Annotated in this window: 13 protein-coding genes; 11 read left to right on the top strand and 2 right to left on the bottom strand. The window is 52.5% G+C overall.

What is annotated here, in order from left to right; all coding sequences use genetic code 11:
- Window positions 1-34 precede the first annotated feature (34 nt).
- Window positions 35-562: an RNA polymerase sigma factor gene (locus ACJJH9_RS15970; protein ID WP_252084678.1), complete on the bottom strand. Its 528-nt coding sequence runs from the start codon at window positions 560-562 to the stop codon at window positions 35-37.
- A 235-nt stretch (window positions 563-797) separates the two neighbouring features.
- Between ACJJH9_RS15970 and dnaX the strand changes: the two genes are divergently transcribed.
- The 10 genes from dnaX (at window position 798) to ACJJH9_RS15920 (ending at window position 9,435) form a co-directional block, all read left to right on the top strand.
- On the top strand, window positions 798-2,759 hold the full coding sequence (dnaX, locus tag ACJJH9_RS15965; protein ID WP_444923360.1) for a DNA polymerase III subunit gamma/tau: 1,962 nt from the start codon (window positions 798-800) through the stop codon (window positions 2,757-2,759).
- 61 nt (window positions 2,760-2,820) lie between these two features.
- Window positions 2,821-3,165, top strand: a complete 345-nt coding sequence (locus ACJJH9_RS15960) for a YbaB/EbfC family nucleoid-associated protein (protein WP_152451685.1) — start codon at window positions 2,821-2,823, stop codon at window positions 3,163-3,165.
- A gap of 28 nt (window positions 3,166-3,193) precedes the next feature.
- On the top strand, window positions 3,194-3,802 hold the full coding sequence (gene recR, locus ACJJH9_RS15955; RefSeq protein ID WP_444923359.1) for a recombination mediator RecR: 609 nt from the start codon (window positions 3,194-3,196) through the stop codon (window positions 3,800-3,802).
- A 5-nt stretch (window positions 3,803-3,807) separates the two neighbouring features.
- Window positions 3,808-4,938, top strand: a complete 1,131-nt coding sequence (gene rnd / locus ACJJH9_RS15950; RefSeq protein ID WP_444923358.1) for a ribonuclease D — start codon at window positions 3,808-3,810, stop codon at window positions 4,936-4,938.
- Entirely contained in the window at window positions 4,935-5,222 is a 288-nt protein-coding gene (locus tag ACJJH9_RS15945) for a YcgL domain-containing protein (protein WP_252084682.1), read from the top strand. The genes rnd and ACJJH9_RS15945 overlap by 4 nt, the downstream gene beginning before the upstream one ends.
- 9 nt (window positions 5,223-5,231) lie before the next feature.
- Entirely contained in the window at window positions 5,232-5,681 is a 450-nt protein-coding gene (locus ACJJH9_RS15940; protein ID WP_252084683.1) for a YcgN family cysteine cluster protein, read from the top strand.
- 59 nt (window positions 5,682-5,740) lie between these two features.
- Complete coding sequence (locus ACJJH9_RS15935; RefSeq protein ID WP_252084684.1) at window positions 5,741-6,121, top strand: hypothetical protein; 381 nt, start codon at window positions 5,741-5,743, stop codon at window positions 6,119-6,121.
- A gap of 364 nt (window positions 6,122-6,485) precedes the next feature.
- Entirely contained in the window at window positions 6,486-7,166 is a 681-nt protein-coding gene (locus tag ACJJH9_RS15930) for a YEATS-associated helix-containing protein (RefSeq protein WP_252084685.1), read from the top strand.
- A gap of 141 nt (window positions 7,167-7,307) precedes the next feature.
- Window positions 7,308-8,153 carry an AAA family ATPase gene (locus ACJJH9_RS15925; RefSeq protein ID WP_252084686.1) on the top strand — a complete coding sequence of 282 codons (846 nt, stop codon included), beginning with the start codon at window positions 7,308-7,310 and terminating at the stop codon, window positions 8,151-8,153.
- A gap of 100 nt (window positions 8,154-8,253) precedes the next feature.
- Window positions 8,254-9,435, top strand: a complete 1,182-nt coding sequence (locus tag ACJJH9_RS15920) for a vWA domain-containing protein (RefSeq protein ID WP_252084687.1) — start codon at window positions 8,254-8,256, stop codon at window positions 9,433-9,435.
- A 126-nt stretch (window positions 9,436-9,561) separates the two neighbouring features.
- Here the strand turns inward: ACJJH9_RS15920 and ACJJH9_RS15915 are convergent, their stop codons facing one another.
- Entirely contained in the window at window positions 9,562-11,055 is a 1,494-nt protein-coding gene (locus tag ACJJH9_RS15915) for a peptide MFS transporter (protein WP_444923357.1), read from the bottom strand.
- A 167-nt stretch (window positions 11,056-11,222) separates the two neighbouring features.
- On the opposite strand from ACJJH9_RS15915, the gene hrpA reads away from it, so the two are divergent.
- Window positions 11,223-15,137, top strand: coding sequence for an ATP-dependent RNA helicase HrpA (gene hrpA, locus ACJJH9_RS15910; protein ID WP_444923356.1), 3,915 nt, complete (start codon window positions 11,223-11,225; stop codon window positions 15,135-15,137).
- Window positions 15,138-15,338: the final 201 nt, after the last annotated feature.

Here is a 15,338-nt window from a genome sequence, read left to right as displayed (position 1 = left end):
AAGTTGATGGGGATATGAAATGAGCCCTAATGGTTTACGGGGAGGAATCCACTTTGCGCCGGCAGGCCTTTAGTGCCTGTAGAATATATTTCTCCACACTGCTCACCGAGATGTTCATTTCATGGGCGATTTCACTATAAGAGAGTCCGCGAGTTCTATGCAGCAGAAAGGCTTGTCGGCACTTCAGTGGCAGTTTATCCATTGCCTCATAGATGGACTGTAACTGTTGGCGTGCAGCGAGAACCCGTTCTGGGGACTGGTGATCGGTATGGTCGTTACCGTGAGTCTCCCCCTCTAATGAGACTTGCTGGTTGAGGTACTCCACATGCAGCTTGCCTCGACGTAGTTGGTCAACAGCCAGATTGTTTGCGATTTGGTAGAGGTAGGCGCGAGGGTTTTCCAACTCCTTTTCATCGCTGAGTTTTTGTAGGCGCAGGTAGGCATGCTGAGCAATATCCTCGGCATCGTCTGGGCTTTTGACAATACGTGCGACAAAGCGCACCAAGGCTTGGCCGTGCTCGGCAAATAGCCTCTCCAGAAGTGTCTTCCTGGCTTTATTCATTGCGTATTGCTTTCCCCGTCCCAGGCTCGCTTTATCGTTGTGAATTGTTTGTTCTTAGTGCGAGCTGGCGCAGTTATATCACAAGGTTGGCTTGGGCTACGAGTGGCGCGAAACGATCTCTTGGGATGATAGCCTGCTATTCGCTATGCCTCGTCGTCTATGCCGGTATAATGGCGCCCGCGCCAAAGGCGCTGAGATATAAGTTGGCAGAGGTGTGCCGAGCACCGGAGACTGGATGAGCTATCAAGTACTGGCACGTAAATGGCGCCCGCGTCTTTTTAAGGAGATGGTGGGGCAGGAGCACGTGCTCCAGGCACTTATCAATGCCTTGGATAACGGCCGGCTGCATCACGCCTACCTGTTTGCCGGTACTCGGGGAGTGGGAAAGACCACAATTGCCCGAATTCTGGCCAAATGCCTGAACTGTGAGGAGGGTGTCAGCTCTGAGCCCTGCGGACAGTGCAATGCCTGCAATGAGATAGCCGATGGCCGTTTTGTCGATTTGATTGAGGTGGATGCGGCATCCCGCACCAAGGTGGAGGATACCCGGGAGCTGCTGGAAAATGTCCAGTATGCTCCGACCAGAGGTCGCTACAAGGTCTATCTGATCGACGAAGTGCATATGCTCTCGAACAGTTCCTTCAATGCCCTGCTGAAGACCCTGGAGGAGCCGCCGCCCCATGTAAAATTCCTGCTTGCCACTACAGACCCACAGAAGCTGCCAGTAACTGTGTTGTCCCGCTGCTTGCAGTTCAAGCTTAAGAATATGAGCCCCGAGCGGATTGTCGAGCATCTGCGCTTTGTACTGGGGGAGGAACAGGTGCCTTTTGAAGAAGGCGCCCTTTGGCAGCTAGGCCGCGCGGCAGACGGCAGTATGCGCGATGGTATGAGTCTCACCGACCAGGCTATCGCTTTTGGCGGTGGCAAAATCAGTGAAGCCGAAGTGCGCGGCATGCTCGGTAGTATCGATACCGGCTTGGTGTGGAAACTGCTACATGCCTTGGCAGATGAAGATGCGGCGACGTTGTTTGCTACTGTCGCTGAGCTGGCTCAACAGGCTCCAGACTTTGGCGCCACCCTGGCAGAGCTCTCCGATAACTTACATCGTCTGGCGGTCGCCCAGATTTTGCCCCAGTCGATAGATAACGCCCTGGGTGATGGCGAGCGGCTACGACAGCTTGCCAGTCGTATAGCCCCAGAGAATATACAGCTCTACTATCAAATGACCCTGCACGCTCGCCGTGACCTGCCCCTGGCCCCAGATCCCCGTAGTGGCTTTGAAATGGCGCTGTTGCGCATGCTGGCGTTCCGTCCGCAGGGTGTAGCGACAATTCCAAGGGCAGAACTGCCTGAAACAACTGCTAGTGCGCAAACTCAGACGGCTCTTGGGGAGCAGGCGCCTATCGAGCAGGAGAATGCCGACGAAAAAAAGTCTGAGGCTGTGCCAACTCCAGGGCCTCATGCTGAAGCGATAGCAGCTGCGCATATTGAAAGCCCGGTTCAGAACTCGGTGCCGGCTAGAGGGGGTATGCCTCCTAAACTTGAAGAACCCGCGCCCCAGCAGCCTCCATACCATGCAGAACAAGCCGGCGAGTTAGTACTGGATACCCAGACTGCAATAGTTGAGCGGCCACTAGAGGTACCCAGCGCGCAGCCCTCTGGCTCGCGGGAGGGGGTTCTAGCTGAACTTCGCCAACGCGTAGCGGAAGTCGAGGCCTCCCCCCCTGCGCTAGAAAACCCGGCCCCCACGAGAACGGAAGCGGTTGCTCAGGTTGCTGAAGCGCCGCCGGCACGCTTTGATGCCCTTACATCAGGTAGCTGGCCGGCACTCTATAAGCAGTTGGGCGTCAGCGGCATATTACACTCGATCGCGCAGCATCTGGAGCTAGTGGGGCGCCAGGACAATATACTTTCCTTTACCCTGGACGAATCTTTTAGCAGTCTTTATGACGAGGTGCATCAGCGGCGCCTGGGGGACTTGCTGGGAGACTTTTTCCAGCAGCCGGTTATTGCACAGATTCAGGTGGGGCAGGTACAAGGCAGTACGCCGGCACGTTTGGCTGCGGCGACTCGCGATGCACGCCTAGCAGCAGCACGGGATGCCCTCACCTCAGACCCCCTGGTTCAGGAACTTCAGTCCGAGCTGGGCGCTGAGTTAGTGTCAGATACCGTCGAGTCCCTAGCGAAGGCGGATTGATAGAGTTTTTGGTTGCCCGGCATCTAACCGGGCTCACACATAATAGAGATAGAGGTTACCTATGAAAGGTTTGGGCGATCTGATGCAACAGGCCCAGAAAATGCAGGCCGACATGCAGGAAAAAATGCAGAAGGTACAGCAGGAGTTAAATGAGCTACGGGTGTGTGGTGAATCCGGCGCGGGTATGGTTAAGGTCACCATGAATGGCCGGCACGATGTTATCTCTGTGGAAATCGACCCTTCCCTGCTGTCTGAAGACAAAGAGATGTTGGAAGATCTTTTGGCCGCGGCAGTGAACGATGCTGTGCGCCGAGCTGAGGAGAAGGCCCAGGAGTTACAAAAGCAGCAGGTGGGCAACCTCGCTTCTGGCATGAATCTGCCGGAAGGCTTCAAGTTTCCATTTTAAGGGGCAGAGCCCGGTTGTTTAGCCTTATATGTTTAGTCCCTTAATCGAAGAGTTGATTCGCGCGCTGCGTTGCCTGCCCAGTGTGGGCCCCAAGTCGGCCCAGCGCATGGCGATGTACTTGTTGGAAAAGGATCGCGACGCTGCAGAATTACTGGCGCGCAGCCTGGCGCAGGCTGTGGAGAAGGTCGGACGTTGTCAGCAGTGCCGTACATTGACCGAAGAAGTCGTATGCACCCTGTGCAACAATAGCCGACGCGAACAAACCTCTCTCTGTGTTGTTGAAACTCCCGCCGACGTGCTGGCGATTGAGCAGGCTGGTAACTACCATGGCCGCTATTTTGTGCTGCATGGTCACTTGTCTCCGATCGATGGTATCGGCCCCGTGGATCTTGGTATGGACCTGCTGGAGCGCAGGTTGGCCAGTGAGCCATTACAGGAGTTGATTGTCGCCACCAATCCCACAGTAGAGGGGGAGGCGACAGCCCAGTACATTGCCGAGCGCGCCAAAGCGCAGGGAGTGACTGTCAGTCGTATCGCCCATGGCGTTCCCATCGGCGGTGAGCTGGAATATATCGACGGCGGTACCCTGGCGCACGCCTTCAATAGTCGCACCGCCTTCTTCCCCCCAGCAGAGTAATACCGATGGTTGAAATAGATACTACTCCGCGCTGGGTGGACTCCTGCGAGCAGTTGGCGGCTTTGTGCGCACAGTGGCGACAGCAGCGCGCTGTGGCTCTGGATACCGAGTTTATGCGCAGTCGCACCTTTTATCCTCAGCCGGCCCTAGTACAGGTTGGGGATGGCAGGCACTGCTACCTCATCGATAATCTCGCCATTGAAGACCTGCAACCGTTGCGTGATCTGCTGCTGGATACGGCTGTTACAAAAATTATGCACAGCTGCAGCGAGGATTTGGAAACTCTGGAGCGTCTGCTGGGGGTAATCCCCGAGCCCATTTTTGACACTCAGATCGCCGCGGCGATTAGTGGTATGGGGGCGGGCCTTGGTTACGCCGCTACCGTGCGCGAGCTATTGAGTATTGAACTGCCGAAGAGTGAGACCCGCTCGGATTGGTTGCAGCGCCCTCTCAGTGATGCGCAGAAAACCTACGCCGCACTCGATGTAGCTTGGCTGCCGGTTCTCTATGGTGCCTTGCTAAAGCGGTTGCAGGAGCAGCAGCGGGAAACTTGGCTAGTTGAAGACTGCACAACTTTGGTGGCAACTGCGCGAAGCCCGCAACCCCCTGAGTTCTATTACCAGAAAGTGAAAGGTGCCTGGCGCCTGCGCGGCAAACACTTGGCCGTGTTACAGGACCTTTGTACTTGGCGGGAATGTGAGGCGCGAACTCGAAATATGCCGCGCAACCACCTGCTCAAGGAAAATCTCTGTATGACCATGGCCCAGCAGTTGCCGCGGCATAAAGGCGCCTTGAGCCAGGCTGGCCTCGAGGGCCGTGCTCTGCGAGAACACGGTGATAGGTTGTTGCAGTTGATTTCCCGCGCCCTGGAGCGCAGCGATTTGCCGACGCGTTTACCGCAGCCGCTCAACCGACAACAGGGGGAGTTACTGAAGTTACTGCGTAAAGAGGTCGCGAGTATTGCAGAGCGTGAAAATCTGCCTGCAGAAATCCTAATTCGCAAAAAAGAGTTGGAAGCCCTGGTCCTTGCTCGCGACCCCCAGTTGCAGGGGCGTCTCTGTGGTTGGCGCGCCGAAGTGGTTGGTCGGCCCCTGCTTAAAGCTCTGCGACATTTACGCAAAGAGGAAATGAAGTGAAAGTCTTGTGTGATATTTATCGCAGTCCCAAAAAAGAAGAAATGTATTTGTACGTCGATAAGCGTGAGGGGACTGCGCGGGTACCTAAAAATTTATTGGAGTTGTTTGGCAGCCCCCAGCACGTCACTACCATGCTAATGACTCCAGAGCGCAAACTGGCGCGTGCAAATGCCGACAAAGTCCTGCAAGAGGTACGTGTGCAAGGTTACTATTTGCAGATGCCGCCGGTGGCCGATTCTGAAATGCGTGAGATCGCATTGAAAAACAGCAAACTGCAGCGCTGAGTTAGATTAATGGCACAATTGCCTTTTTGGCGACGTAAAACTCTAGCGCAAATGAGTGAACCTGAATGGGAAGCTCTGTGTGATGGTTGTGGGCGCTGCTGCCTGCACAGCCTGGAAGATGAGGAAACTGGTGAGCTTTACAACACCAATGTCGCCTGCCGTTTGCTGGATACAGACTCCTGTCGCTGTAGCCAGTATTCAAGGCGAAAAGAATTGGTGCCTGGATGTGTACAGTTGCGGGTAGAGGATATAGACCAATACACCTGGCTTCCGAGCACCTGTGCCTACCGTCGCTTGGCCGAAGGGCACCCTTTGCCGGAGTGGCATCCGCTTGTGAGTGGAGATAGCCAGTCTGTACACAAAGCGGGTATGTCTGTGCGCGGCAGTGTCATCAGTGAGGAGCTGGTTCACCCAGACGATATGGAGGAGCACATCGTCACTTGGGTGGAAGCCGGTTGAGCTAGTGAGGCATAGTCACTAGTTCCTGAACTGGGCGGGAAACATAGAGTAAATAAAAAATGTCTGAAGATTTTCAACTTGCCTGGTTGGTATATACCGGCTCGACACTGGTTTTACTAGCTGCCGGCTGGTGGTTTATGCGCAATTGGCGCTGGAGCTGGCTGCGCCGCACCTTGTTATTGGTCTTGGCTGGTGTACTACTGCTGCCGGTAAAAATACCGGTGGCCGAGTCAGTAGCCATGCCCGTACTACCCCTGTATCTCTACCAGGTATTATTTGAAGAAAATGGGGCTGCACCGGAAGTGACAGCAAATTTGGTATTTGCTGCAGGTGGTGCTTTAGCGGTGATGATTGTGTGGGGACTGGTTTCGCTATTATCTAAGTTTCGTCGCAGTCGCCGCCGTCGTTTCGACGAAGACCCATACTTCAAGGAACAGTAACGGGATTTTTCATCCAGATCTTCCCTCATCACAGGGCTCATCGCAACTGGGCCCACTCACTTTTCTCCCCTTGCTTATCAAAGGCGTTCCTTCCTTTCTCTAGCCTCTCTGTGGATGGTGACAGCTGCTATATCTATTAGGCTGCTTACGCACTTGGCGTGAGGCCAGACGAGCCGGCTTACTGATAAAGACCAATAAACAAGCCCCTGTTGGGAAATCATGGATTGTATTTCCTGAATATCCCAGTGGAGAGGGTTACTTATTGGTAAGCCAGACTCACGACAGATAAAGTTTATAAATTGCCCTTGGCGTAGATTTTCGCCCATTGTTATGGCGCAGGTTGCCAGATGGCTGAGGAACCCTGATGCTCGACCACCTGCTGATTCTCACTGCAGTAATGCTGGTATCGGGCATTCTCGGTGGGCTGGTGAACTATTATCAAATGCTGTTTACGGAGGAGGATCCCGCCGGCCTTGCTCGCTGCCTGATTATGGGATTGTGTGGTGCCTTAATGGTGCCAATCTTCCTGAAGTTTACCCAAAGCGATTTACTGATCGAAATCCAAGGCGACCCTTCGCGGCTTTTGATTTTTACCGGTTATTGTCTGCTTGCCGCTATAGCTTCCCGCATGTTCGTGTTTAATGCTGCGCGTCGCCAGCTGCGCGATGCCAGTATCGCCCGTGCTCGAGTGGAAAATATGGAGCAGGAACTGCGCACTATGCAATTGGAAATGATGCCTTTGCTGGAACATGAGATAGAAGGGGATCTGGAGCAGGGGCCGGTGCTGGATTTCAACCAAATTCGCAAGCTGGACGACAATGCCCTGCAGGTACTCAATCTGCTAAATGACGGTGAGTGTGTATTCCGCTCCCTAAGTGGTATGGTGCAAGATAGTGGTATGGAGACCAATTCTATTGCCCGTGCCCTTAACAGCCTGCTTGTATTAGAAATGGTGGGCAAAATCCACAGTCACCTGGGGATTCGCTGGTATATCACCGGTAAGGGGCGCCAAGTAGTACACCGCCGCAGCACTCAGATGGCTTGAGCCATAGTCGATAATCCCCTTCATTTAGTCTCTACTCGGGCTGGTCATCCAATTTGATCGTTCCCGCCTCGCCACCCGCCCCGCTGTTCAATTATCATTCGCTAAATCTGAAGATAGCGTGATGACAGGATTGGAGTAAGCATGAAATTTACCGGTACCGATAGCTATGTAGCTACCGAAGACCTGCAGATGGCGGTGAATGCAGCCGTCACCTTACAGCGCCCTTTGTTGATCAAAGGCGAACCGGGCACCGGCAAAACACTGCTCGCGGAACAGGTTGCCGAGAGCCTTGGAATGAAATTGATCCAATGGCATATCAAATCTACCACTAAGGCTCAGCAGGGACTTTATGAGTACGATGCGGTATCCCGCCTGCGCGACTCCCAGTTGGGGGTGGATAAGGTTCACAATATTGCCAATTACATCAAGCGCGGCAAGCTGTGGGAATCCTTTGCTGCGGAAGAGCGTGTGGTACTGCTGATCGATGAGATTGACAAAGCAGATATCGAATTCCCCAACGACTTGTTGGTGGAGCTGGATCGAATGGAATTCTTCGTTTACGAAACCGGAGAAACTATCAAGGCTAAGCACCGCCCCATTGTCATTATTACTTCGAATAATGAAAAAGAACTGCCGGATGCCTTCCTGCGCCGCTGCTTCTTTCATTACATCAGCTTTCCCGACCGCGATACCATGCGCAAAATTGTCGATGTCCATTACCCGGAAATTAAAGGGCAACTGGTCGCAGAAGCGATGGATATTTTCTTCCAGTTGCGCGAAGTACCGGGTTTAAAGAAGAAGCCTTCCACCTCAGAGCTGATTGATTGGTTGAAGTTGTTGATGGCCGATGATATTCCGGAAGAAGTACTCAAGAATCGCGATAACAGCAGTGCCATTCCTCCACTGTATGGCGCCTTGCTGAAAAATGAGCAAGATGTGCATATGCTCGAACGCCTGGCGTTTATGGCACGTCGTGACAACCGCTGAGCAAGCCTTGTTGCCTTTCATTAGGGGTAAACTTCTGCCCCTGATGATGTTCCGCTCGGTACCACTGAGCATTTTTTCCCATTGCTGACTGCGAATTACTATGCTGATTGGCTTTTTCCTGAATTTACGTCGCTATAAATTACCGGTATCCATCACCGAGTTGTTGGCCTTGCTGGAGGCTTTACAACAGCGCCTGGTTTTTGCAGATCTGGAGGAATTTTATTTCCTCGCTCGTGTCTGTCTGGTGAAGGATGAAAAACATTTCGATAAGTTCGACCGCGCTTTCGAGGCCTATTTCAAAGATTTGGAAACCCTCGACGATATCGTTGAGCAAATGATCCCGGAAGACTGGCTCAGAGCGGAATTCCTCAAGCAATTAAGCGAAGAGGAAAAGGCTAAAGTCCAAAGCCTGGGTGGTTTGGAAAAGTTGCTGGAGGAATTCAAAAAGCGTCTCGAAGAGCAGAAAAAGCGCCACAGTGGCGGCAATCGCTGGATAGGCACCGGTGGCACCAGCCCCTTTGGTAACAGTGGCTATCACCCTGGTGGTATTCGGGTGGGAGGGCAGGGACGTAATCGCTCGGCATCCAAGGTTTGGGAGAAGCGCCAATTTAAAAATCTGGATGACAGTATCAGCCTGGGAACTCGCAATATCCAAGTGGCTCTGCGGAAGTTGCGTAAATTTGCCCGCACTGGCGCAGCAGAAGAACTGGATTTGAATAACACCATTTCTTCCACTGCGCGCAATGCGGGTTTGTTGGATATTAAGATGGTGCCAGAGCGGCACAACGCAATAAAAGTGCTGATCTTTTTCGATGTGGGCGGTTCTATGGACCCTTATGTGCGTGTGTGTGAAGAGTTATTCTCTGCCTGCCGCTCAGAATTTAAGCATTTGGAGTATTTTTATTTTCACAACTTTGTCTATGAACATGTGTGGAAAGACAACCAGCGGCGCTATAGCGAGAATACGTCTCTGTTGGAAGTACTGCGTACCTATGGCAAGGACTACAAGGTAATCTTTGTCGGTGATGCCTCTATGGCACCCTACGAAATTACCAGCCGTTTCGGCAGTGTTGAGCATATGAATGAAGAGCCGGGTGCAGCCTGGATGGAACGTATCACCGATATTTACCACAATCTGATCTGGCTAAATCCGGTTGATGAGGAGTATTGGCAGTTTACGCCCAGTATCGGCATGACCCAGCGTCTAGTGGATGGGCACATGTATCCGATGACTCTTGAGGGATTGGATCGGGCGATTGCCTATTTAGTCAAAGGCCGCTAATAGCGGCGTCAATGAAGGTTCCTTGCAAGAAGCTCTAATCTAAGGAGTTTTAGGCAAGGAATTATCTGCAGGCGGCACACTCCTGTGTCGTACTACCCGATGAATAACTTTAGAGTTAATCAAGTACTATTCTTTATTACCGCTGAAGTGTTTGGGTGGCGTTCCCTCATGATCAGCAGTGATACTGATTTCTTCTCTGGTGGTTTCGCCCACTGTAACATGCACCTCTTCTGCACCGTGCATCCAATCCACTAGTTTTTCACGAATCAAATATAGAATAAAACCGGCCACTATGGCAGTTAGTGCGACACCGCCGAAAGTGGCGAGTGGTCCAGAAACCCCCACTAATTTACCGATCTCTGCCGCCCCTTTGTTGGCGATACCAATAAAGGCAAACCAGAGTCCCATCATCAGGGATAAATAGCGCAGGGGAGATAATTTAGTCACCACAGAAAGTCCGATAGGTGACAGGCAAAGTTCCCCAATGGTGTGAAAAATGTAGGCGAAAATTAGCCACCAGATGCTTGCTTTAATGGTCTCGGAGTCACCGATTTGTAGTGCCGCGCCGCACATAGAGAGAAAACCGATTCCGAGAAAAACTAACCCCAAGCTGAATTTAGCCGGTGAACTCGGCTCGCGATCTCCCATACCTACCCAGATAGAGGCCATAATCGGTGCGAGGATAATAATAAACAAGGGATTGACCATTTGTAGCCAGCTGGCAGGAATTTCCCATCCAAAGATATTCAGGTCGGTGCGGTACTTGGCAAATAGATTCATTGACCCGGCAGCTTGCTCAAAACCAGCCCAAAAAACCACGATAAACACACCCAGAACCAGAATGACTTTAATGCGATCCCGCTCTTCCTGTGTGAGGGGGCGATGTTTATTTTCCTCCTCGTCTTTTTTATTTTTCAGTTCCAGATGAGCGGAGGGTTCTACGCCTATTTCTCCCAAGTAGCGTTTGGCTTGAGTCATTTGCAGAATCAGGCCCAGCAACATACCAATGCCTGCAACAATAAAGGCGAGCTGGTAGTCCACCTTTTCCCCAATCCAGCCTACGACCAAATAACCGAGAATTGAGCCCAGGTTGATCCCCATATAGAAAATAGTAAATGCGGTATCGCGGCGGTGGTCCCCCTCTTCGTAGAGATCCCCGACCATAGTGGAGATGTTCGGTTTAAAGAAACCATTGCCGATAATCAGTAGGGCCAGCCCCAGCCACAGCATGTAAATCTCACTACCGTCTGGTAGCCAGGTATGAGGAAAACCCAGGGAGAATTGCCCCAGCATCATCAGGGTACCGCCAAACATGATACAGCGGCGCTGCCCCCAGTGGTTGTCAGCCATCCAGCCACCGATAATGGGGGTCAGGTACACCAACATGGCGTACCAGCCCAGATAGCTCAGGGCTTTGGACTGCAATTCAGTATCGGTGAGCTGTTCCCAGCCGAAGACTGCGGCAGTGGCAGTGGAAGTCAGGTAAAAGACAAAAATACCGCGCATGCCGTAGTAGCTGAGACGTTCCCACATCTCGGTGCCAAACAGCAGAAACAACCCTTTGGGGTGGCCAAACAGCTGTCCGGCGCTGGCGGGGGGCTTGGGCTTGATCTCTTGCATAGTACTGCTCGCAAGGTGTGACCCTAAGGCGCAGCACTGCCACCAAAAGCAGTGCGCCTGTGAAAAAAATTACTATCTGGACCAGTATAGTTGAGCGCCACCAAGGGATTTTCTGCCCCTTAGCAAAGTGCGGGTATAATCTCCCGTTTACCAATTCTGTATGAATTATGAGTCACACCGAAGCAGATAAAAGCCTGGGCGCTTTACAGGCCCGAATCTCCGGCTGTATGGGGCAGGACCGCTTCCAGCTGTATCGAACGGTTAAAAATGTGCGCCGGCGCCAGAAAGAGGGCAAGCCGGTCGATCGTATGTTGGCCCAGCTGGAGCAGCAGCTGCAGGTTTCCCAGTCTCTGGCAGAAGAGCGCCGGGGCAAATTGCCCGAAGTGCAGTGGCCGGAGTCGTTACCTGTAGTGGCGCGGCGTGAGGAAATCGCCGAGCTGATCGAAAAGCATCAGGTTGTTGTTATCGCTGGTGAAACCGGCTCCGGTAAAACCACCCAGTTACCCAAAATCTGCCTGTCCCTGGGGCGGGGTATTTATGGCCAGATTGGGCATACACAGCCACGTAGAATCGCCGCGCGCACAGTGGCCAATCGAATTGCTGAAGAATTGCAGCAACCTTTGGGGGAATCAGTCGGTTACCAGGTTCGTTTTACCGACCACAGCACCGAGCACACACATGTCAAATTGATGACTGATGGTATTCTGCTGGCTGAAATTCAGCGCGATCCGCTGTTGAATAAATACGATACGTTGATTATCGACGAGGCCCATGAACGTAGCCTCAATATTGATTTTCTACTGGGCTATTTAAAAACCATTCTGCCCAAGCGCCCAGATTTAAAACTGATTATTACCTCAGCTACGATTGATCTAGAAAAATTCTCTCAGCACTTTGATGACGCACCGATTATCGAAGTATCCGGTCGCACTTACCCGGTGGAAATTCACTATCGCCCGACGGCAGATAGCGATGCAGACCTCAATGAGCAGGTTGTCGCAGCAGTTGAAGAGTTACTGCATGAGGAAAAGTCCAGCAGCCGGCGCGGCGGGGACATCCTGGTATTTATGAGTGGTGAACGGGAAATCCGCGAGTGTGCCAAGGCTTTGCGGGATGCGCAGATTGCTCAGTTAGAGATACTGCCCTTATATGCACGGTTAAGTTTGGCAGAACAGGCTAAGGTCTTTCACGGCCATAAAGGTCGCCGTATTGTGCTGGCCACCAATGTGGCGGAGACCTCCATTACGGTGCCGGGTATTCGCTATGTGATTGACCCGGGTACTGCGCGTGTCAGCCGTTACAGCTATCGCAGTAAAATCCAACGATTGCCCATAGAGCCGGTTTCACAGGCCAGTGCCAACCAGCGCGCTGGCCGCTGTGGTCGTGTCAGTGCCGGTGTCTGTGTGCGCTTGTACGAAGAGCGGGACTTTGCACAGCGCGCAGAATTTACCGATGCGGAAATTCTGCGCACCAACCTGGCAGCGGTAATCCTGCAAATGTTGCAGCTGCGTATCGGCGATATCCGTGAGTTTCCCTTTGTCGATCCGCCCGATCCGCGCCTAATCAATGACGGCTATAAATTGTTGCAGGAATTACAGGCAGTCGATGACCAGGGCAGAGTAACCAAACTGGGCCGCGCACTTTCACGTTTGCCGCTGGACCCACGATTGAGTCGAATGTTGCTGTCCGGTGCGGACAATGGCAGTGCGCGCGAATTATTAATTATTGTCGCTGCCCTGGCCGTGCAGGACCCGCGCGAACGTCCGGCGGAAAAGCGCCAAGCGGCGGATGAAAAGCACCGACAGTGGCAGCATGAGCAATCGGATTTTCTATCCTTTGTGCAGCTATGGGATGCCTTCGAGACTCAGCGCCAGGAACTGAGCCAAAACCAGCTGCGCAAATGGTGCCAGAAAAACTTCTTATCCTGGCTGCGTATGCGTGAGTGGAGAGATATTCACCACCAATTGCGTGTGGCTTGCCGGGACCTCGAAGTCAAAGAAAACAAAGAACCTGCGGAGTACGAGGCAATACACCGGGCCATTGTCGTGGGTTTACTTGGTAATATTGGCGCTCGAGATGAGAATAAGGAATTTATCGGTTGTCGTAATCGTCGCTTCCATATTTTCCCCGGCTCCGGCCAATTTAAAAAACCTCCGCGCTGGGTGGTTTCCGCTCAGTTATTAGAAACCAGCCGCTTGTTCGCCCACACTGTTGCGAAAATAGAACCGGACTGGGTGTTGGCTGCGTCTAAGCACCTGGTAAAACGCAATTATTTTGAGCCCCACTACGATGTCCGCTCTGGGCAAGTAATGGCTTTTGAAAAAGTCTCTCTGTACGGCTTGGTACTGGTAGAAAAACGCCGTATTCCCTATGGCAAGTTGGACCCGCAAATCGCCCGGGAAGTATTTATTCGCCAAGCATTAGTGGAACAGCGTTATCGTGGCAAGGGTCGTTTTTATAAGCACTACACTGGCCTGTTGAAATCCCTGGAAGAGTTGGAAGCCAAGTCCCGTCGCCGAGATATTTTGGTGGACGATGAAGTGGTTTATCGCTTTTTCGATGAGCTAGTTCCCGCAGATGTCGTCAACCTGGCCGGGTTTGAGCATTGGCGCAAGAAAGCTGAAACCAGTGATCCGCAGTTGCTGTTTGTCCCCCGTGAGTTGTTGATGCAGCAGAGTGCTGATCACGTGGGTGAGGCGCAATTCCCTAACGAACTGCAGGCTGGGGGTATTGTTTACCCACTCCGTTATCACTTCGAGCCCGGCAGTGTAGATGATGGCGTCAGTATCCAGGTGCCCGTTGGGGCGTTACATCAGGTGCCTGCTGCTCGACTCTCCTGGTTGGTACCTGGAATTTTACGAGATAAATGTATCGCCCTAATAAAAGCCCTGCCGAAACAGTGGCGCAAATACTTTGTACCGGTACCGGCGGCTGTGGATAAGGCCCTGCCGCGACTGCGCGCAGACAATACTCCCCTATGGCAGTCGCTGGCCTTGGAGCTGCAACGTCAGACCGCTCAGAAGCTGCCTGAAGATGCCTGGGAATCTGCGGAACATTCCTTGGAAGATTTCTACCGCTTTAATATTCAGGTGTTGGATGAGTCAGGAAAATTGCTGGATCAGGATCGCGATCTCTCGCTATTGCAGGCACGCTATCGCGACCGGGTACAGCAGGGACTGGCAAATGCGGGCGATAGCTTCGAGCGGGATGATATTACCAGCTGGGATTTTGGTGAACTGCCGGAAACTCATACCCTCGATCAGGGAGGGCTCAAGGTGCGCGCCTATCCGGCGCTCGTAGAAGCTAAGGAAAGTGTTTCCCTGAAATTGCTGGATAATCCCGCTGAAGCGCGACGCCTGAGTCGTGCTGGGATCTGCCGCTTGGCTCTGTTGCACTTGCCCGAGAAGGTGAAATATCTACGTAAAGAGCTGTTGCGTGGCAAAGAGTTGGGGCTTTCCGCCGCAGATCTGGGGCGCCGCGAAGAAGTGGCAGACGATATTCTGATGGCTGCCGCGCGTGAAGTCTTCTGGGGAGATGAAAACTGGCCACGCAGTGAAGCTGAGTTTCTATCTGCACTGGAGAAAGAGGGTGATTTGGTGGGAGTGGCCCAGGAAATTGGCGACCTTTTGGTCAAAGCCCTGGGGCAATTGGTTCCCCTGCGCAAGCAGATCAAACAGCAAAAGAACCTGGCAGTCGCTATGGCGGTGGGGGATATCCAGCAGCAATTGGCAGGACTTTTCTACCGGGGTGTCTTGTTTGATACCCCTCTGCAATGGTTGCGCCAGTATGGCCGTTATCTCAAGGCGATTTCTGTGCGTCTGGAAAAGGCGGCCCTCGATCCAAACCGCGACCGCAAGTTGCAAGTGGAGTACCACAAGGCTGCCGAGTCTTTCGATAATCAGATTGAGAAGTTTTCGAGGAGAGAGCTGGCATCAGAGCCTGCACTGGTAGAGTATCGCTGGATGCTTGAGGAATTCCGTGTGAGCCTGTTTGCACAGACGTTAAAGACTCTGATGCCGATCTCCGTCAAGCGCCTACACAAAGTTTGGATAGAAATTGATGGCATGGAGCTGTTCGGTTGAGTACTGCTTAGCCACAGTTCACAAAAAAATTTGTGGCCTTGTGTAATATTTCCCAAACTGGCCCGACAGATGAATGAGAGTCGGTAAGCATACGCGGCATCATTAAATATGTGATGGCTGTGAGCCGGTTTCACAATATGACGGTTTTTCAGTGCGCATCATTATACTGTTGCGGGACATAGAAAAAGTCATAGAGAGTTA

It is taken from the genome of Microbulbifer mixtoriginis (SeqCode) (genome assembly GCF_052466715.1).
The sequence above is the reverse complement of the archived record's forward strand: the minus strand, read 5'-3'. Positions and strand labels throughout refer to the sequence as shown.